The organism is Clostridium gasigenes (assembly GCF_900104115.1).
Classification (GTDB): Bacteria; Bacillota; Clostridia; order Clostridiales; family Clostridiaceae; genus Clostridium; species Clostridium gasigenes.
The window spans coordinates 644,904-664,406 of record NZ_FNJM01000001.1; the positions used below are offsets into that span (position 1 = coordinate 644,904).

Sequence of the window (19,503 nt, forward strand, 5' to 3'; positions counted from 1 at the left end):
ATGAAGGATGGGATAGAATGTTATTGCAATTAAACATTAAAAATTTTGCTTTAATTCAGGAGTTATCTGTTGAGTTTGGAGAAGGTTTTAACATACTATCAGGTGAAACAGGAGCAGGTAAATCTATATTAATTGATACTATAGATTATGTTCTTGGGGGAAAGTTTTCTAAAAATTTAATCAGATATGGAGAGCAGAAAACATTTGTAGAGGCTGTTTTTTCTATAGAAAATGAGGATGTTTATGTACCACTTAAAGAACTTGAAATTCAAGCTGATGACATACTAATAATATCTAGAGAAACTACAATTTCAGGAAAAAGTATAATAAAAGTTAATGGTAAATCAGTAGTGCTTAGTTGTATAAAGAAAATAAGAGAAAAATTACTTGATATACATGGCCAAAATCAAAATCAAAATTTACTACACAAATCTTCTCATATTGGTTATTTAGATAGTTTTTGTGGAGAAAAAATAGATGCTTTATTAGAAAAATTTATTGTTTTAAAAGATGAATATAATAGTATAAAAGATAAAGTCGAAAGATTAAGAGGAAATGAGGATAGGGAAAAACTTATAGATTATATAAAATTTCAAATAGATGATATTGAAAAGGGAAAATTAAAAGTTGGAGAAGATCAAGAGTTACTTGAAGAGTTTAATCGTCTTTCAAATGCAGAAAAAATTTCTCTAGCTCTTGGAAATTCCTATGCTCATTTGGATGAACCTAAAGAAGGTGTATCTGTTTTAGAAGGCTTATCTAAGGTTATAAATGAATTGTCTTTTGTAGAAGAACATTTTGAAAAAATTAAAGATAAAAGAGAACAAGTTGAAGGTGCTTTTTATGTAATTGAAGAAGTATCAAGAGAAATAAGAGATTTTATGAGTGAAGTTTATTATGATGAGGATACGTTAGAAAAAATAAATTCAAGAATATATGAGATAAGTATTTATAAAAAGAAATATGGAAAAACTCTTGAAGATGTACTTGAATATTATACAAAACTTAAGAATCAATGTGATGAATTAGTTAATTCAGAGCAAATAATTATAGAATTAAAAGAAAAAGCAAATAATATCATTGAAAAAATGAGGGTTTTAGGAGAGAAAATGCATTTAATTAGAAATGAAAATGCAGAAATTCTACAATATGAAATAAAACAAGAATTAGCTTATGTAGGGTTAGAAAAAGCTATTATTAAAATTGATGTTAATTTAATAGATGAGTTTAATAGCAAAGGCTATGATGATGTAACTTTCCTAATTTCTACTAATCCAGGAGAACCTTTAAAATCATTAGAGAAAGTATTATCAGGTGGAGAATTATCAAGAATAATGCTTGCATTAAAATGTGTATTTGTTGGAAAAGATAAAATACCTACTTTAATATTTGATGAAATAGATACAGGAATAAGTGGAACTATCGCAAAAAGAGTTGGAGAAAAAATGTATCAAGTATCTACCAAACATCAAGTGCTTTGTATAACTCATCTTCCTCAAATATCAGCCTTATCAGATTGTCATTATTTTGTATCTAAAAAGGTTAAAGATAGTAAGACTTTTACCCAAATAAGGACTTTATCTAAATATGATAAAATTAAGGAAATTGCAAAAATGATTGGTGGAGATGAAATAAGTGAGGTAACCTTAGAAAATGCATCTGAAATGGTTGAATTTGCTGAATTAAAGAAAAATGAAATAAGAAATTTATATAATTAAATACATAAGAATTATATATAATGTAAACAATAGAACCATGGTAATTTACCGTGGTTCTATTTTTTTTATTTAAATTAAATATTAATATTTAACTATTATAACAATGTTCCTACAGCATATAAAAAACTCTAAAAGGGAAACTTAAAGACAGAAGCAAAGGAGGAGATAATATGTCATATAAGCGTTTAAGTAAATACAGTATAGTAGTGACTCCAATATTGATTCTGGGATTAATAATTTTCCTTAGTTTAAGGGATATACCAGAAGTTGTTTATATTAATAATTCGGTTCAAACTTCCGATATTTGTTTCCCGAAAATTAGTACATTCAATAAACTAAAATATACAAAAGATAAATTAAAAGTAAGTTTTTTAGGGTTAATACCATTAAAGTCAGTATCTGTTCAAAAAGTAAATGATTTAGAAGTTTATCCAGGTGGTAGTAGTGTAGGTGTTAGGCTATCTACAGAGGGAGTTTTGGTTGTAGGACACTTTGAAATGCAAACAAAAGAAGGTGAAGTTTCTAGTCCAGGTCAAAATGCAGGTATAGAACTTGGAGATGTAATTTTAAAGGTTAATGGAGAAGAAATTCAAGGTTCTAAAGATTTATCTAAAAAAATAAAAGATAGTGAAAGCCAAAAGGTAAATATGGAATTGATGAGAGATGAAAAAATAATTTCTAAAGAAGTGAATTTATTAAAAGAAGAAGAAGAATATAAATTAGGTTTATGGGTAAGAGATTCTACTGCTGGAATTGGAACATTGACTTTTTATCACAAAGAAACATCAACTTTTGGAGCGTTAGGACATCCAATTACAGATGGTGATACTAATAAAGCATTTAGAATAAAAACAGGAGAGTTATTATCTTCATCAGTATTAAGTGTAAGAAAAGGAGAAAAGGGAACACCAGGAGAGTTAAAAGGTTTATTTATAAATGATAAAATAAGTATAGGATCAATAGATAAAAATACTAAATCAGGAATTTTTGGAAAAACAGAAAATTCAATAATAAATGAATCATATAGTAAACCAATGAAAGTTGGATTTAGAAGCGAAATTAAAGAAGGACCAGCAAAAATAATTACTTCAATAGATCAAAAAGGTCCTAAAGAATATGATATAGAAATAGTAAAATTATTATCTCAAGATGAACCAGGACCTAAAAGTATGGTTATAAAAGTAACTGATCAAGAATTGTTAGAAAAGACTGGGGGAATAGTTCAAGGAATGAGTGGAAGTCCAATTATACAAAATAATAAATTAGTTGGTGCAGTTACACATGTTTTAATAAATAAACCAGATGTAGGATATGGAATTTATATTGAATGGATGTTAAAGGATGCTGGAGTTTTAAATTAGTTTAAATATAAATATTCAATTATAAAATAAATAACTAGTCAAAAATCCTAAGGATATTTGACTAGTTATTTATTGTAATAAATGTTATTTGTAAGTGTTATTATATTATAGAAAAAATTTAATTTATTGGTAAATATGTTTAAATATAGATAAAAATAAATTTTAAAACACTAATTAAGTAAAAAAATATATAAAATTATTATTAATTTAAACACAATTATGAAATAAAGAGATAAAATAAAATAATTTCAAAATAATGTAAAATATCTATCTTTCATATATTATATGTGTTATAATAATATTAAATTATTACTTATAACAAAATATACAAAAAAACTTATGAAACTAAGGTTTATTTTGAAAAATACTTCGAAATAAAAGGAATAATTTAACTTTAATAGAATTAATTAATTAGGGAATTGAAAAAAAGGGAATAAGGGGAGAAAAATATGAATGGATCAAAAATATCAGTACTAATAGCTGATGATAACAAGGAATTTTGCAGTATTTTAAATGATTATCTTTTAAATCAAAGAGACATAGTTGTTATAGGGATTGCTAAGGATGGAAGAGAAGCATTAACTCTAATTGAGGAAAGAAAACCGGATTTAGTAGTGTTAGATATAATTATGCCACATTTAGATGGTCTTGGGGTATTAGAAAGATTGAATATTATGGAATTAGAAAAGATGCCGAGAGTAATTGTTTTATCAGCAGTTGGGCAAGATAAGATTACTCAAAAAGCAATAACATTAGGTGCTGATTATTATGTGGTAAAACCATTTGATATGGATGTATTTACTAAAAGAATAAGAGAAATGTTTACTGGATCTACAACAAGTGAACCAGTAAGAAGACAATCTGGAATGATGAGAAGTGAAATGCCAACTAAAGAGCCTATGGATTTAGAAACTGAAATTACAGCTATAATTCATGAAATAGGAGTGCCAGCACACATCAAGGGATATATGTATTTAAGAGAAGCTATTATGATGGTTGTAAATGATATGGAGTTACTGTCAGCAGTAACAAAAGAATTATATCCATCAATAGCTAAAAAATATAACACAACTGCTTCAAGAGTTGAAAGAGCGATAAGACATGCAATTGAGGTTGCTTGGGGTAGAGGACAAATTGAAGCTATAAATAAATTATTTGGATATACAGTTCACACTGAAAAAGGAAAGCCTACTAATTCAGAATTTATTGCAATTATTGCTGATAAATTAAGACTTAAAAATAAAGTTAGCTAAACTCGTGTAATTCTTATTCTTCATAGAATCCATATCTATAAACAAAATAAAAATATCTATGAGATCTATGAACTATATCAATGAGTTAGAATAATTAAAATTATGAAAACACCTTTTATCTATTGCTTTAAATATCAATAGATAAAAGGTGCTTTTTTATATAAAATATTAAAATTTAATTTTTAATATTTTAATTATATATTGAAATATTCTATAAAATGTTATAAAATGATAACAAGTGATAATAAACAATAGAAAGTAATTTGAAATTCACTATTAAATTAATTAATAATAGAAATTAAAGGGGTGAAAAACAAATGTTCATGGAAGAAAGATTAGAGGCAATATTACAATTACTAAAATTAGAAGGGAAAGTGATTGTCAAAAGTTTAAGTGAAAAATTTAATGTTTCAGAAGGTATGATTCGTAAGGATCTTCAAAAATTAGAATGTGAGGGTCTTATTAAGAGAACTTATGGGGGAGCTATATTAGAAAGAAAAATATTGAATAATGAGAACACTACAGCAAGAGTTATAAGTGACTTAGATGGAAAAGAAAAAATTTCTAAGGTAGTATTTAATGAAATAGAAGAAAATGATGTTATATTTTTAGATATATCTAGTACAAATTATGCAATAGCAACAGTCTTGGAGAAAATTCAAAAAAATATTACTATAATAACAAATATGAATCGAATATGTATGTTGTTCGATTATAGCCCAAATGTTGATGTTATTTTTGTTGGTGGAAATTATAATAAGAAGCTTGGAGGAACAATAGGATCAGAAACAATAGATGCTATTAGAAAATTTAGAGTTAATAAAGCATTTATTGGAACAGGTGGAATAAATATAGAGAGAAATTTTATAAGTAACTTTAACTTAGATGAAGCAAACACTAAAAAGGCTATTATGGAAATAAGTAAAAAAAACTATTTAGTAGTCACAAATGAAAAATTCTATAGAGATGGGTCCTATAAGTTTGCTAGTTTGAAAAATATAAATTTTATAATTACAGATATCAAACCTGATGAAAAGTTAATGGAAGGTTTGAAAAAATATGAAGTAGAAGTAATATATTAATAATGTAAAAAACAAAAGTTCAAGATGAGATAGTTTTAAAAAAACGACTAATTAAGAATACATATTATAAAAATTAAAAAGGTAGGGATAGGTACATATGATAAAGTTAATTGCAACTGATATGGATGGAACATTATTAAATACAAATAATGAAATTAATCCAGAATTTTATAAAATTTTTAAAAAACTTAAACAAAAGGGGGTTATTTTTGCAGCAGCAAGTGGAAGACAATATTATAATCTTTTAAAAAGGTTTGAAGATATTAAGGATGATATGATGTTTATAGCTGAAAATGGAACGTTTGTGGTCTATAAAGGTGAGGAATTACTAGTTAATGCATTAGATAAAACTTCAGCTAAGAAGTTAATAGAGGTAGGAAGAACAATAAACAATGCTTATGTTATTGTATGTGGCAAAAAATCAGCTTATATTGAACAAGCTGATAGTAGATTTATAAAAGAAACAGAAAAGTATTATGAACAATATGAAGTGGTTAAAGATTTAACTAAAGTTCAAGATGATATATTAAAAGTAACAATATGTGATTTCTCGGGTTCGGAAAATAACAGTAATAACTATTACGAAGAATACAGACAAGCTTTCCAAGTAACTGTTTCAGGTAAATTATGGTTAGATATTACGGCTAAGGGTGTAAATAAAGGTATAACTATAAATAAAATACAAGAACTTCTAAATATAAGATATGAAGAAACTATGGTGTTTGGAGATTATTTAAATGATTTAGAAATGATGGAAAGTGCTTATTATAGTTATGCTATGGAAAATGCTCATGATAATTTGAAAAAAGTATCAAGGTTCATAGCTGAAAGTAACGATAATAATGGAGTAGTTAAGGCTATAAAGGAAGTACTGAGATTAAAATAGAACGAATATATACAAATAAAAGGTGATTTCTACATTGTTAGAAATCATCTTTTATTTTAATAATATATTTTTTAATATGACTAAGATACTTTTTTACAAAATCGTTTTCAAATAAATTAGCATTGTAATCCGTTTAGTCGTTCTTGTTCTTCTAATTCCTTATATTCTATATCAAAAATTTCTTGTTCAAGTAATTTAATTTTATTAGTTAACTCTTTAATTTTATCTTCTCTATAAATTGATTTATGATCCCTATTCCACATTACTAATTCCCTTTTGCTTTCTTTTAATTGCCATTGTAATTCGTTCATTAATAAGCACCACCTTTATAATAATATATTTCTACAATAATTATTAAATTCCTTTATTTTTTGAATATTTTTAATTTTCTTTTAAAGTATATCATTTCTATTTATATTAGTATAGCTTTACTGGTGAAAAATATATTAGATTCTACCGATATATTATTTGTTTATAGTCACTATTTAAGTTAATCTATAAATACTTATATTGATTAATCATATGCTATAATAAAAATAAAGTTAAAGGAGAGTTTTGAATGGAGTTGTATGAAAAGACTATAACTGAAACAATTATACATAAGGGGAATTTTATGACTTATATTAATGTTGATGTTGAGCTTCCAGATGGTAAAATAGGAAATAGAGATATAATAAAACACCCAGGAGCATGTGCTATTATTCCATTTATAGATAATCAAACAGTTATATTAGTTAAGCAATTTAGAAAGGCTTTAGAAAAAAATATTTTAGAGATTCCAGCGGGAAAATTAGAAAAAGGCGAAGATCCAAAGCTTTGTGCAATTAGAGAATTAGAAGAAGAAACCGGGTATAGAGCAGAGAATGTAACTTTTCTTGGTACAATAGCTACAGCCCCAGGATTTTGTGATGAATTAATACATCTATATAAAGCAACAGGCTTATTTCAAGGTGAAAAAAGTTTGGATGAAGATGAATTTACAGAAGTAAAAATATTTACTATTGAAGAAATAAAGTCAATGATAAAGAATGGAGAAATAATAGATACTAAAACAATAAGTTCACTTATGTATTTATAAAATTTGAGAAAGTTAAAGTAAAGGGTAGAAATCTAAAATAGATTTTCTAGTCTTTATTTTTATATATAGAGTATAAAGAAATATTAAGTTTAATATATTTTAGAAATAGAGAACAAAAAAGATTATGTAATTGATAAGTTATGTTTATATAATTCAGAAATTATAGTATTAAGTAAATTAATACTATGCAATTACTTAACATTACTTGTAATAGTATTAATTATGTAAAGATGGAGACTGATGTTTTATAACAGCATATATTGCTGAAATTATATGTATATTTTAACCGGAAATAAATGAAGTACTGTATAAAAAAAATGAAAATGTTAGATAAGGATAGAATAATAAAAAAAATGTCTAACATTTCTATATGTTACATATATTTAATTGTGAATATATGTAATGTAATTATCATAAGTATTATCTATAGCAACTATTGAGGAGGGAAAACATGAATATTGTAAACAAGTTAAATTCAAAATTTAGAGAAAATAAAATGCTTTATATATTAGTATTAGTTTTTTTCTGTATAGGAATAGTTTTGGGTACGTACACAATAAAATATATGAATACAAGTGATACAACAGATTTATCTAACTATTTTACTACATTTATAAATAGCTTAGGGGACAAGCCAATAGATAAAAAAATATTATTTATTGATATTTTAAAAAAGAACATAGTAATTATAATTTTAATTTTAATGTTATCATTTACGATTATCGGATCGCCTATAATTTTATTAGTAGATTTATTTAAGGGATTTACATTAGGATATACATTTAGCTTTTTGATAACTACATTTAGTGGAAAGGGAATTTGGATAGCTCTTGCATCTATAATACCTCAAAATATATTTTATATACCATTTTTCATTGGTATAAGTATTATATCAATTGAAATGTCATCAATAAAATTAAAAGAGAAGTTTTTAAATAAAGGAACAAAAAACAATATTTTTTCTAATGAATTATTAATTAAGTTAGGGTTTCTGTTTTGTCTCTTTGTAGTAGGCGTTATTATTGAAACCTTTATTTGCCCAAATTTAATTAAATTTATATCTAGTAAGTTGTATTAATTATTGAGGCTAGGCTAAAAAATAAAGGTAATATAAGTTTTTTGTCGAATAGAAATAAGTATAATGGGATAGGGGAGAATTATGAAAGAAATTGTGAATAACTACAGAGAATCATTATTGATAAGTCACAAGAGTGAAAATACTGTTTATGCCTATGTTACAGATGTTAATCTTTATATTAAACATCTAAATACTAAAAATTTAGATGTTATTGAAACAGATAATATTGCAGTGCTTGCATATATACAACATCTATTAAGTGAAGGAAAATCGGAGAGATCTATAAATAGAATTGTTATTAGTCTTAGAAGTTTCTATAATTATTTAAAGGATTCAAAAGTAGTTACAGAGATTCCTAAAATATATTATAAAAGTACATCCACAACTAAAAAACTACCAGAAGTATTAACAATTGAAGAAGTGGATAAAATAATAAGAATAGTAGATAAGGATTGTAACAAGGGAATAAGAGATACTGCTATTTTAGAATTAATGTATGCAACTGGCATGAAGGTTTCAGAAGTTATTGGAATAAGAACCTGGGATATAAATTTGGATTTATCTTTTGTGAAGTGTCATGATAATAAAAATTTTGAAAGGCTAATTCCAATTGGTAGAAGCGCAGTAGAAGCTATAAAAGAGTATTATAAAGTAAGAGAGCATATAGCATCCGCAGGAGTAGATACGCTTTTTGTAAACTTAAATGGAAACCAGTTAACAAGACAAGGAGTATGGAGAATTGTAAAGGAATACTCCCATAGAGCAGGAATAAAAAAAGATGTTAATTTAAACACTTTTAGACATTCTTTTGCGGTTCATTTATTGCAAAATGGAGCTAATGTGAGAGCGGTTCAAAAACTATTAGGTAATCAAGTTCTTACTTATATGGATACTTATTATGAAATAATAAATAATGATAAAATAAATATAGTTTATAAAAATTTTCATCCTAGAGCATAATAAGTGATTTAGAGCTGAAAGTAGATATTTAAATTAAGAAAGTAATATTAGATAGTTTAGGAGTAGGATAATTGTCCTTGGGAAACTATTGATAAACTAGAATGTTTTAAGGGGTTTTCAGTTTAACTAAGTCAACAAGCATTTATAAAACTATATAGTAAATAAATGAAAAAATATGATAAAAAGAAAATTTATTTCTTTTTATCATATTTTTATTTATATTGGTAATAATAAGCTTGAAGGGAGGTAGTGAAAATGAATAAAAAAACAATTAAAAGATTTTCAGTAATAGCTTTAAGCTTATTTTGCCTAAATACAGTAAACGTAAAGGCAGACACAGATCCATATAACACATGGTGGAATGCAGAGGTGAATGCAGAAAAGGAATCTCAAAATGTAATTGAAAATTATGATGATTTTACAAAAGCGGTAAATGCAGAAGAAGGAATAAACGTAGAGGCTAAATCTGCAATACTTATGGAACCTACAACGGGGAAAATTCTTTATGAAAAAAATATAGATGAAAAATATGCCCCTGCATCAGTAACTAAGGTTATGACCATGTTACTAACTATGGAAAATATAGATAGTGGAAAAATAACACTACAAGATAAAGTTACCTGTAGTGAAAATGCTAAAAATATGGGCGGTAGTACAATGCTGCTTGATACAGGTGAAATTAGAACTGTAGAAGAATTATTAAAAGGGGTAGCTATAGCATCAGGTAATGATGCGGCAGTTGCACTTGCAGAGTTTCTTGGTGGAACAGAAGATGCTTTTGCAGAAATGATGAATAAAAGGGCTCAAGAATTAGGTATGACAAATACAACGTTCAAGAACTGTAATGGATTGCCAGCAGTGGGACATGAATCAACAGCAAGAGATATTGCTAAAATGTCATTGGAATTATTAAAACATCCTACTATTCTTAAATATACAGGTACATATATGGAAACAATATCTGAAGGGCGAAAGAGCCCTATAGAACTTGTTAATCATAATAAACTTGTAAGATTTTTTGAAGGTTGTGATGGGCTTAAAACAGGATTTACAGATGAAGCTAAATATTGCATAACAGCAACAGCAACAAAAAATAAAGTTAGAATGCTTTCAGTTATAATGGGAGCTCCGACATTCAAAATAAGAAATAGAGATGCCAGCATGCTTATGAACTATGGTTTCTCTAAATACGAAGGAAGAAAATTATTAGCTAAGGATGAAGATGTAGAAACAATCTATATGAGCAAGCAAACAGATAGATTTTTCATCGCAAAGGCTAAAGAAGATTTAGTTGTAGTATTACCAAAAGGAACAACTGGAGAACTTGAAAAACGAGTAGTTATAGAAGAATTACAAAAAGAATATAAATCTGGAGATGTAGTGGGTAAATGTGAAGTTTACTTAGGTGAAGATAAGGTCGGAGAAGTACAACTTTACTCTGATAGAGATATTAAAAAGGGAAATATATTAGATAACTTTAAATATAATGTTAGAAACTTATTCAAAAAAGGGATCTAATTATCGTTAAAGAATTATTTATAATATATTTAACTTAAATAGACCTAAAAAAGTCAGCTAATTATAGCTGGCTTTTTTATGTAGATAATTAGTATGAAACTCATTTAGATTTTTTGTTGTTCTTTCTTGTTAAAATTGATATGATATAAGATGGATAATAAGTATAAAAAATATGAGGTGGGATGACAAGTATGGAAATGCCAAAAGTGAAAGTGGCAAATTTCGAAGGACCCTTTGATCTCTTATTGCATCTAATAAGAAAGCATGAAATGGACATATATAATGTCGAGATATATAAGATAACAAATCAATATTTAAAGTATTTAGATGATATGAAAGTTATGGATTTAGAAGTTACATCTGAATTTATTGTAGTTGCAGCAACATTAATTGAAATAAAATCTAAAAAGCTTCTTCCAAAGGTTAAGGAAGAAGAGGAAAGTGAAGAGGACATTGAAAAGAATTTATTGGAAAAATTAATAGAATATAAAAAAATCAAAGGTGTCTCAGGATTTTTTAGAGAGCGATATATAAGTGCAGGGGATGTGTATCCTAAGAAAGCTGAAATTATAGAAGAAACAGAAAGTGAAACAAATAATGATGATATTTTTAAAAATACCACTTTATTAGATTTATATAGTATTTATAATAGTCTTTTAGAAAATTATACAAACAAACAAAATACAGCAAATATTATACAAAAGAAAATATATGTTGATAAATATAAAATAGAAGATAAGATGGAAAGTTTATTAAATTTATTTAATATTAAAGAAATAATGGAGTTTGATGATTTGGTAAATGAGTGTGAATGTAAACTAGAAGTTGTAGTAACATTTTTAGCATTACTCGAACTTATAAAGATAAGAATGGTTAAAATATATCAAGATGATAATTTTGGTAACATACTTGTAAAGAGGAGAAAATCGGATGGATAGTTTATATATAAAGCAGTATGAATTTGAAGAAACAGCTAGGACTACAGCAATAAAATCAGTGATTGAGTCATTACTATTTGTAAGCGGAGAGCCATTATCTATAAGGGATTTACATAATAATCTTGAAATTTCAATTAAAGTAATTGAATCGGTAATAAAGGAAATGGTTCATGATTATGAAGAAGATAATAGAGGGATTAAATTAATTTCTATAAATGGAGAGTATCAATTAGTTTCTAAGCCTCAGAATAGCGATAGTATTCAAAAATTACTTAAGAAAAATAAGAGACAATCCCTTTCACAGGCATCATTAGAGAGTTTAGCTATAGTTGCATATAAGCAACCTATAACAAGAATCGATATTGATGAAATTAGAGGGGTAAAGTCTGATAGTGCTCTTCAAAGATTAATCGAAAGAGAATTAATTAAAGATATTGGAAGATTAGAAGTTCCTGGTAGACCAATTATTTTTGGAACAACAGAAGAATTCTTAAGACAGTTTGGATTAAAAGATTTAGATGAATTACCTTCGCTAGATTTATATGATGAAAAAGATGATGATGAAATAGAAGGATCTATTGATTTATTAAATAAAGCAATGGAAACACTTTAAGTAAATATATAGATAAAAAACGCCAAATAAGGATTGTTAAATATCCTTATTTGGTGTATTTTTTAAAATTATATTAGTTAAGAGAACTTCAAAACAAATAAATTATTTTGAAAAATCATTACCCATTGAAGAACTACTGTCGTCGCAACAATAATCGTCAGCCTGTTTGTTATTGTTTTGATTAGAGGAATCAGTATGACATTTATTTTTTATAATGTCATTATAAAAACCTTTAAACATATCAAGAACTTGAGGAACAGAATCTACAATTCTATCATATGTATTATCTTGATCTACAGGAAGTAACCTAACAGAATCTTCTTTAACAACAAGGAAGGCTACAGGTTTAACTGTAACTCCTGCACCAGAGCCTCCTCCAAAAGGTAGTTTACTATCTTTATCTGCTGAGGGTTTTGTTGCATTACCAAATTCACTTCCGCCAGATGCAAAACCAAAAGTTACTTTAGATATTGGCACTATGTAGCTACCATCTCTTGTCTCAACAGCATCACCAACTACTGTATTAACATCAATCATATCCCTTAAATTTTCCATTGTACTTTTCATCAAATTTTCTACTGGATGTTCATTATTCATAAAATTCCCTATAAAGTTATATTAAAATAAATAGAAATTCATTATTAATAAGTTTTCAGAAAAATATTTATTTTAATATTACTAAGGGTCCACCTCCTTTTTATTTTTAAATGATTTAATAGTTAAAATTAATATATATATAATTTTAGCAATATTGAAAGAAATTATACTAGTAATTGTGAAATTTAATAAATTTTTTCCTGTAAAATGGGGATTTATTTGTAAAGACAAATCTTTCACCTTGAAAATTTTTGAAAAACTAAAATATAGTAATGGAATTAGATTAGAAGCAACACCGTAGGTAATTGCAGTTATTGCTTCATCTTCTAACTCGAAATTAACATCGCCTCTAAGTTTAAATTTAGGTTTGAATGTATTAGTAGTTAAATTTTTATATAATTTAAAAATAGAAAGTTTTTTATTTTTTAGTTTTTTAGATAAGGGGTTATGCCGTTGCTTTTGATACTTTTCTTTTTTTTTATTAGCTTTCTTTGAATATTTAGAAGAAATTTTAATAGAAAGCTTTTTTATTAATATATTTATTTTATCTTCTTCAGAAGAAAAAAGTAAAATCTTATAAAACTTAATATAAAAACAGTTTTTTGAAAAATGTATAGTTAACTTAATTGGTATTGGAACTAATAGTATAGATAATAAAACTAGAAAAACTAACAATATAGACATAAAATTCCTCCTATATAAACTATTAATAGTATTACCATAAATAAATAAAGTAATCTAATTTTTTTTTATTAATAGTGAGTAAAAATTTTTTTTTTGAAGAAACTACACTTAGATGGTTGATATAGAGGGTGATTTTATGAAAAATGTAAAAAAAATAATTTTAATGCTTTTAATATTATTATTAACAACTCAAAGTTTTACATGTTATCCTAAGGCATATGTTGATGAAGATAATATAGAAAAAGAAGAGGAAACAATTGATTTTAAAGAAGAGGAAATTGATGTTGTTGATAATAAACAAGTTAAAAGTCCAGGTAAACTTAGAGTAAGTGCCCACAATGCAATTGCTATAGATGCTGAAACAAGAGAAGTCCTTTTTGAACAAAAGGGATATGAAGTAGTTCCTATGGCTAGTACCACTAAAATATTAACAGCTTTAGTTGCCATAAGTTATGGGGATTTAGATAGAAAAATAACCATCAGTAAAAATTCAGCATCAGTTAGAGGATCAACAGTAGGGTACAAAGCAGGAGAGGAAATTGCGATGAGGGAGCTTCTTTTTGGGTTAATATTTAAATCTGGAAATGATGCAGCCATTGCAATTGCAGAAGAAATCGGAGGTTCAATTGAGAATTTTGCAAATATTATGAATGATTTTTCAAGAAGTCTTGGGCTTTTGAATTCTCATTTCGAATCGCCTCATGGGCTAGATAGTGCAAATCATTATTCATCAGCCTATGATTTAGCTATTTTAACATCAAAAGCAATGGAAAATGAAATATTTAGAGAAATTTGTGGAGAGAAAACTATATCTAAAGAAAAATATAATTTTACAAGGGAATATAATAATATAAATAAAATACTATGGCAAATTCCCGGAGCAAATGGAGTAAAGACAGGTTATACAGGTCAAGCAGGAAAGTGTTTGGTATCGTCTGTAAACCATGAAGGCAGAAATATTATAATGGTAGTGCTAGATTGCACGGACAGATGGAATCAAACAGCAAAGATTTTCAAAGAAGTTACAGATACAAATGCATTTCAAAAAACAACTGTTAAAGATTTAGTAAATAAAGAAGGCTATATGCAACTTGGATCATTAATTCAAGATGAAGAGTTTAGTTATGGATATAAAGATGATGATGAAATAGAAATAGAAGTATTTCATCCTATAGATGATATAAAAGAAGGAGATGTCCTAGGAAAAATTATTTTAAAGGAAAAAGATAAAGAAAAACTTAGAAAGGCATTAAGAAGTGCTTCAAATATTAATAAATCAGAATTTGAAAGAATGACTCTTGTAAAATAACAACAAAAAGGTCAATCCAATTTGGGTTGACCTTTTTGTTATTTACTTTAATATGCCTTATTTAGAATTAAAGCTAGCGCAATTTGTTTCAGAGTAGATTTTAGCATTTTCACCTGAAACATTAATTGAGTTAAGATTGCATAAATTATTATAGTTATGCTCGCAACTTTCAACTTTACATATAAGGCAATCGCAATAACATTGGGTATTTACGTTATTAGTTAAATCACTATATAGTTTTTTATCTAAGAATGAGCCACAACAAGTATCGCATTCTTCGTTTGCAGTTTTACCACCAATATTGACACGAGTTGAATAACAAATATCTGACTTATTATAAGAACAGTTATTTACAACACAATTAATTTTATTCATTTAAGACACTCCTTCATTTATTAAAATCATTTGATAATTAAAGTATTACCTATTAATAAAGAATATATTTAGATTATATAAAAATAGTTTTTTTATATAATTATTTAGTTCGTATTTATTGTGAAATAGCCAAATCACAGTATTGATAAAATTTAGATGTTTTATTAAAAAATCTATATACACAAAAAAATTGCAATAATAACTAATTGTATATATAGTAGAAGGAGAATCTTTGGGCAATATAAAATATGAATCTTTAGAAATACATATTACTTGAAATTATATAATTTACAGATATAAAACAAAACAATAAGTTAAATAAAAAATGATAATATAAGATAGGAGCAAAAAATGAATAAACAAGATTACTTAGGAGAAGCACCAATATATAAATTGTTAATTAAATATTCAATACCTGCAATTATAGGAATGATGGTAAATGCATTATATAATGTTGTAGATAGGATGTTTATTGGTAGAATTCCCGACATTGGAAAATTAGCAATGGCAGGACTTGGAGTAACTATGCCAATAGTTACTATAATGTTAGCTTTTGGAATGTTGGTTGGAATAGGTACTGCAGCAAATATCTCTATTAAACTCGGACAAGGAAATAGGGAGGATGCAGAAAAAATTATAGGAAATGCATTGACATTAGGGGTGGTAATAGGAATTGGTATTACGGCTATAGGAATAATATTTGGAGGAAAGTTATTGTTATTATTTGGTGCAAGTGAAAGCACATTACCATTTGCTAAAGCATACATAAATATTATTCTATTAGGATCAATATTTAATATTGTATCTTTTGCATTAAATAGTTCAATAAGATCAGATGGAAATCCAAAAAAATCAGCAATTATAATGGTAGTTGGATGTTTAGTTAATATAATTTTGGATGCGTTGTTCATATTTGTTTTTGGATTTGGAATTGAAGGGGCAGCATTTGCAACTATAATTTCACAAGCTATAACAGCAATTTGGACTGTTTTATATTACACTAAAGGAAGTTCTAATTTGAAATTAAAAAAAGAAAATCTAAAATTAGATAAAAGATTAGTAAAAATGATATTTGCAATAGGGTCAGCACCTTTTGCAATGCAATTAGCTTCGAGCTTAGTTCAAGTTATTGCAAATAATACATTGAAAACTTATGGTGGTGATTTAGCCATTGGAGCTATGGCCACAATTTCAGCAATATCAATGATGTTTTTGATGCCTATATTTGGAATAAATCAAGGAGCACAGCCTATTATAGGTTACAATTATGGGGCTAAAAAATATGATAGAGCAAATAAAACATATTTACTATCAATGGGAGTGGCTATGGTAGTATTAGTAGTAGGGTTTATAATAATTCAAATTTTCCCAAGAGCTATACTTGGATTATTTAATAAAGATGAAGAGTTAATGAAAATTACAATAATAGGGGTTAGAATATACTTATCTATGCTACCTATTGTAGCTATATCAATAACCGGTTCAAATTATTTTCAATCAATAGGATCAGTAAAAAAAGCAATGTTCCTAAGTTTATTAAGGCAAATAATACTTTTAATGCCATTACTTATAATTTTACCAAAATGGATAGGTTTAAAAGGGGTATGGTTAGCTCAACCAGTATCAGATGTTTTAGCTGTTAGTATAACACTAGTATTTTTGATAAATGAATTTAAAAAACATAAGAGTGGAATATCACAAATTTTAAATTCTTAATGAACTTAAAAAATAAACTTGCAAAAATAGAGTTATTATGTTATTCTTAATGAGTTGCAAAAGCACATTGATTTAAAATATGTAAATGAGCAATAAATATGAAGATAGATAATTATAAGATACTTTCTCCATTAAGAGATATGTTTTTATATGAAAATCTTTAAGGATGGAGGAATTTATAATGGAAGATAAGAAAATAATCTGTAGAGATTGTAGCAATGAATTTGTTTTCACAACTGGAGAACAAGAATTCTACAAAGAAAAAGGATTCGACAACGAGCCAGTAAGATGTATCGATTGTAGAAGAGCTAAGAAAGAACAAAACAACAGAAGATAATTCTATTGTGTAAAAGAGCTGTAAGAGTTTTACTCTTACAGCTTTTTGTTCATATTTAAAAATAAAGAAAAGAGGTAGCTAATGAAAATTAACTGGAATATTAAATATACTACTATATGTGTGTACACATTTATTCTATTAAGCTCACTTGGAATATTGTATTTATCAATATCACACTTAGGAGAGCTTATAAATAAAGTTGATGATATAGTAAAGATTTTACAACCATTTATAATAGGGTTTGCAATTGCATATCTTTTAAATTTTATTTTAAAATTCTATGAAAATAAGGTGTTAAAGAAGGTTAAAATAAAATCTAAAAGGGGAATAGCTATTTTATTAACATATATAACTCTATTTTTTATTTTGAGTTTGTTTATTAAATTTGTATTACCTCAGCTAATAGATAGTGTAGTTGGGCTAATAAATGACATTCCTATATATATAAATAATACAAGTATATATGGATATAATTTATTGCAAAATTTAAATATAGATGAAGAGTATTTAAATATTATAATGAAAAATTTTAATGGATTTGTAGATTTCATAATTAAGTTCACAACAAATTTAATTCCTGTATTAGGGAGATTACTCGCTACAATTGCATCAAGTATTTGGAATGTAATTTTAGGTCTTATTATTTCAATTTATCTATTAATAGATAAAGATAAGCTTTGTGCATTAAATAAAAAAATGACTTATGCTATATTGCCAGAAGTTGCTGCAAATAAGGTTATAGAAATAACTCATATGAGTAATGTTACTTTCGGTAAATTTTTAAGTGGAAAGATATTGGATTCATTTATTATAGGTGTATTAACATTTTTAGTATTAACTATTTTTAAAATGCCATATATTCTTTTAATATCAGTTATAATAGGTATTACAAATATTATTCCGTTTTTTGGACCATTTATAGGTGCAGTTCCAGCATTTATAATAATTTTATTTATTTCACCAACTCAAGCTTTGTGGTTTTTACTAATTATATTAGTAATCCAACAAATAGATGGAAATATAATTGGACCTAAAATACTTGGAAACTCAATTGGTATATCTGCCTTTTGGATACTATTTTCAATATTAATAGCTGGAAAAGTATTAGGTGTATTAGGAATGATTATAGGCGTGCCTTTATTTGCAATTGTATATTCAATAATAAAGGATGTTATTGAAGTGTCGTTAAAGAAAAAAGGTTTGAAAAGTGAAACTAAAGATTATATGTAAATACAAATTTATAAATAAAAATATTTTAATTGGAGGTAATTATGGCAAAGAATCAAAGTGTTAAGGGAAATTTTAATTACAATAATATAGAGAAGAAAGATAAGAATTTTATGTATAAAAACCTTAGAAGAAGTAATTGTTATAACTGCAATTTTTCAAATTCAAATTTTAATTTTGCAAGTTTTAGAGGTGCACATTTTAAATCATGTGATTTTTCAAAATGCACATTTACATGGGCTGAGTTAATTGGAACTAATTTGAAGGGTAGTAATTTAAAATTCGCTAAATTTGAAAATACTGTATTTGATGGGGTGAACTTAGATGGTGCTGATTTTAAAGACGCAGAGTTTAAGAACACTATATTTTTATCAACGAATACTGAAAAGGCTGAAAATTTAAATCTGAATGATCCTGGAATAAAAATATTTAATGAAATGCCTCAAATAGATATTAGCGAGGAACTAAGAACTTCTGTTATAAATTCAATGGAAAATAAATATGTAAAAGAGTCAAGAGTCTTAGATACAAAAGATGGATCACTTAATCTATTAAACTTAATGATTTTATTAGAGAACTTTAATGAAGAAACATTAATTAAAGGCTTAAATATAATTGGAAATGAATTGGATAAAGAATTTTGTACATTAAGTTATATAATTAAATTTATAGAGAAGTGCTAATAATAACATATCAGGTACTTGAAAAAATAAATCAAGATGAGTCGTATATTTTACACTCTGAATTGTTATTTATTAAAATAATTAAAGAGA

General features: G+C 26.2%; 19 protein-coding genes and 1 pseudogene. 16 read left to right on the forward strand and 4 right to left on the reverse strand.

Annotated features, from left to right (window positions below):
* Positions 1–17 precede the first annotated feature (17 nt).
* The 5 genes from recN (at position 18) to BLS77_RS03090 (ending at position 6,300) form a co-directional block, all read left to right on the forward strand.
* Complete coding sequence (gene recN, locus BLS77_RS03070) at positions 18–1,718, forward strand: DNA repair protein RecN (protein WP_089965732.1); 1,701 nt, start codon at positions 18–20, stop codon at positions 1,716–1,718.
* Positions 1,719–1,888: 170 nt separating this feature from the next.
* Complete coding sequence (gene spoIVB, locus BLS77_RS03075) at positions 1,889–3,079, forward strand: SpoIVB peptidase (RefSeq protein ID WP_089965734.1); 1,191 nt, start codon at positions 1,889–1,891, stop codon at positions 3,077–3,079.
* 449 nt (positions 3,080–3,528) lie between these two features.
* A complete protein-coding gene (gene spo0A / locus BLS77_RS03080) occupies positions 3,529–4,332 on the forward strand; it encodes a sporulation transcription factor Spo0A (protein ID WP_089965737.1) in 804 nt (267 codons plus the stop codon).
* Between the two features lie 317 nt (positions 4,333–4,649).
* Positions 4,650–5,414 (forward strand): DeoR/GlpR family DNA-binding transcription regulator, encoded by a 765-nt coding sequence (locus BLS77_RS03085; RefSeq protein ID WP_089965739.1) that lies wholly within the window; start codon positions 4,650–4,652, stop codon positions 5,412–5,414.
* A 97-nt stretch (positions 5,415–5,511) separates the two neighbouring features.
* Positions 5,512–6,300 carry an HAD family hydrolase gene (locus BLS77_RS03090; RefSeq protein ID WP_089965741.1) on the forward strand — a complete coding sequence of 263 codons (789 nt, stop codon included), beginning with the start codon at positions 5,512–5,514 and terminating at the stop codon, positions 6,298–6,300.
* A 116-nt stretch (positions 6,301–6,416) separates the two neighbouring features.
* Here the strand turns inward: BLS77_RS03090 and BLS77_RS03095 are convergent, their stop codons facing one another.
* The gene (locus BLS77_RS03095; RefSeq protein WP_089965743.1) at positions 6,417–6,611 is read right to left on the reverse strand and encodes a hypothetical protein; all 195 of its coding nucleotides are present in this window, start codon (positions 6,609–6,611) and stop codon (positions 6,417–6,419) included.
* Between the two features lie 248 nt (positions 6,612–6,859).
* On the opposite strand from BLS77_RS03095, the gene BLS77_RS03100 reads away from it, so the two are divergent.
* The 6 genes from BLS77_RS03100 to scpB all read left to right on the forward strand — a co-directional run bounded on the left by BLS77_RS03100 (position 6,860) and on the right by scpB (position 12,485).
* A complete protein-coding gene (locus BLS77_RS03100; RefSeq protein ID WP_089965746.1) occupies positions 6,860–7,378 on the forward strand; it encodes an NUDIX domain-containing protein in 519 nt (172 codons plus the stop codon).
* A 451-nt stretch (positions 7,379–7,829) separates the two neighbouring features.
* Positions 7,830–8,456, forward strand: a complete 627-nt coding sequence (gene spoIIM, locus BLS77_RS03105) for a stage II sporulation protein M (RefSeq protein ID WP_089965749.1) — start codon at positions 7,830–7,832, stop codon at positions 8,454–8,456.
* Positions 8,457–8,537: 81 nt separating this feature from the next.
* A complete protein-coding gene (locus BLS77_RS03110) occupies positions 8,538–9,416 on the forward strand; it encodes a tyrosine-type recombinase/integrase (RefSeq protein ID WP_089965752.1) in 879 nt (292 codons plus the stop codon).
* A 255-nt stretch (positions 9,417–9,671) separates the two neighbouring features.
* Entirely contained in the window at positions 9,672–10,934 is a 1,263-nt protein-coding gene (locus BLS77_RS03115) for a D-alanyl-D-alanine carboxypeptidase family protein (protein ID WP_089965754.1), read from the forward strand.
* Between the two features lie 191 nt (positions 10,935–11,125).
* Entirely contained in the window at positions 11,126–11,872 is a 747-nt protein-coding gene (locus BLS77_RS03120; RefSeq protein WP_089965756.1) for a segregation/condensation protein A, read from the forward strand.
* The gene (gene scpB / locus BLS77_RS03125) at positions 11,865–12,485 is read left to right on the forward strand and encodes an SMC-Scp complex subunit ScpB (protein ID WP_089965758.1); all 621 of its coding nucleotides are present in this window, start codon (positions 11,865–11,867) and stop codon (positions 12,483–12,485) included. The genes BLS77_RS03120 and scpB overlap by 8 nt, the downstream gene beginning before the upstream one ends.
* 102 nt (positions 12,486–12,587) lie before the next feature.
* On the opposite strand, the gene ytfJ is transcribed toward scpB, so the two are convergent.
* Both ytfJ and BLS77_RS03135 read right to left on the reverse strand, forming a co-directional pair.
* Entirely contained in the window at positions 12,588–13,082 is a 495-nt protein-coding gene (ytfJ, locus tag BLS77_RS03130) for a GerW family sporulation protein (protein ID WP_089965760.1), read from the reverse strand.
* Between the two features lie 81 nt (positions 13,083–13,163).
* On the reverse strand, positions 13,164–13,766 hold the full coding sequence (locus BLS77_RS03135; protein ID WP_089965763.1) for a DUF2953 domain-containing protein: 603 nt from the start codon (positions 13,764–13,766) through the stop codon (positions 13,164–13,166).
* Positions 13,767–13,902: 136 nt separating this feature from the next.
* Between BLS77_RS03135 and BLS77_RS03140 the strand changes: the two are divergent.
* Positions 13,903–14,835 (forward strand): annotated as a pseudogene (locus BLS77_RS03140) (D-alanyl-D-alanine carboxypeptidase family protein); the annotation flags it as partial.
* 297 nt (positions 14,836–15,132) lie between these two features.
* Here the strand turns inward: BLS77_RS03140 and BLS77_RS03145 are convergent.
* Entirely contained in the window at positions 15,133–15,450 is a 318-nt protein-coding gene (locus BLS77_RS03145; protein WP_089965768.1) for a DUF1540 domain-containing protein, read from the reverse strand.
* 351 nt (positions 15,451–15,801) lie between these two features.
* On the opposite strand from BLS77_RS03145, the gene BLS77_RS03150 reads away from it, so the two are divergent.
* The 4 genes from BLS77_RS03150 to BLS77_RS03165 all read left to right on the forward strand — a co-directional run bounded on the left by BLS77_RS03150 (position 15,802) and on the right by BLS77_RS03165 (position 19,413).
* On the forward strand, positions 15,802–17,166 hold the full coding sequence (locus BLS77_RS03150; protein WP_089965771.1) for an MATE family efflux transporter: 1,365 nt from the start codon (positions 15,802–15,804) through the stop codon (positions 17,164–17,166).
* A 181-nt stretch (positions 17,167–17,347) separates the two neighbouring features.
* Positions 17,348–17,503: a zinc-ribbon domain-containing protein gene (locus BLS77_RS03155; protein WP_089965773.1), complete on the forward strand. Its 156-nt coding sequence runs from the start codon at positions 17,348–17,350 to the stop codon at positions 17,501–17,503.
* 81 nt (positions 17,504–17,584) lie between these two features.
* On the forward strand, positions 17,585–18,733 hold the full coding sequence (locus BLS77_RS03160; RefSeq protein WP_089965775.1) for an AI-2E family transporter: 1,149 nt from the start codon (positions 17,585–17,587) through the stop codon (positions 18,731–18,733).
* Between the two features lie 41 nt (positions 18,734–18,774).
* Entirely contained in the window at positions 18,775–19,413 is a 639-nt protein-coding gene (locus tag BLS77_RS03165; RefSeq protein ID WP_089965780.1) for a pentapeptide repeat-containing protein, read from the forward strand.
* Positions 19,414–19,503 lie beyond the last annotated feature (90 nt).

Coding starts and splice junctions, on each gene's coding strand:
- recN (WP_089965732.1), top strand. CDS start 18: ATGTTATTGCAATTAAACATTAAAAATTTTGCTTTAATTCAGGAGTTA.
- spoIVB (WP_089965734.1), top strand. CDS start 1,889: ATGTCATATAAGCGTTTAAGTAAATACAGTATAGTAGTGACTCCAATA.
- BLS77_RS03145 (WP_089965768.1), bottom strand. CDS start 15,450: ATGAATAAAATTAATTGTGTTGTAAATAACTGTTCTTATAATAAGTCA.
- BLS77_RS03115 (WP_089965754.1), top strand. CDS start 9,672: ATGAATAAAAAAACAATTAAAAGATTTTCAGTAATAGCTTTAAGCTTA.
- BLS77_RS03160 (WP_089965775.1), top strand. CDS start 17,585: ATGAAAATTAACTGGAATATTAAATATACTACTATATGTGTGTACACA.
- BLS77_RS03085 (WP_089965739.1), top strand. CDS start 4,650: ATGTTCATGGAAGAAAGATTAGAGGCAATATTACAATTACTAAAATTA.
- BLS77_RS03090 (WP_089965741.1), top strand. CDS start 5,512: ATGATAAAGTTAATTGCAACTGATATGGATGGAACATTATTAAATACA.
- ytfJ (WP_089965760.1), bottom strand. CDS start 13,082: ATGAATAATGAACATCCAGTAGAAAATTTGATGAAAAGTACAATGGAA.
- spoIIM (WP_089965749.1), top strand. CDS start 7,830: ATGAATATTGTAAACAAGTTAAATTCAAAATTTAGAGAAAATAAAATG.
- BLS77_RS03150 (WP_089965771.1), top strand. CDS start 15,802: ATGAATAAACAAGATTACTTAGGAGAAGCACCAATATATAAATTGTTA.
- scpB (WP_089965758.1), top strand. CDS start 11,865: ATGGATAGTTTATATATAAAGCAGTATGAATTTGAAGAAACAGCTAGG.
- BLS77_RS03165 (WP_089965780.1), top strand. CDS start 18,775: ATGGCAAAGAATCAAAGTGTTAAGGGAAATTTTAATTACAATAATATA.
- BLS77_RS03095 (WP_089965743.1), bottom strand. CDS start 6,611: ATGAACGAATTACAATGGCAATTAAAAGAAAGCAAAAGGGAATTAGTA.
- spo0A (WP_089965737.1), top strand. CDS start 3,529: ATGAATGGATCAAAAATATCAGTACTAATAGCTGATGATAACAAGGAA.
- BLS77_RS03135 (WP_089965763.1), bottom strand. CDS start 13,766: ATGTCTATATTGTTAGTTTTTCTAGTTTTATTATCTATACTATTAGTT.
- BLS77_RS03155 (WP_089965773.1), top strand. CDS start 17,348: ATGGAAGATAAGAAAATAATCTGTAGAGATTGTAGCAATGAATTTGTT.
- BLS77_RS03120 (WP_089965756.1), top strand. CDS start 11,126: ATGGAAATGCCAAAAGTGAAAGTGGCAAATTTCGAAGGACCCTTTGAT.
- BLS77_RS03100 (WP_089965746.1), top strand. CDS start 6,860: ATGGAGTTGTATGAAAAGACTATAACTGAAACAATTATACATAAGGGG.
- BLS77_RS03110 (WP_089965752.1), top strand. CDS start 8,538: ATGAAAGAAATTGTGAATAACTACAGAGAATCATTATTGATAAGTCAC.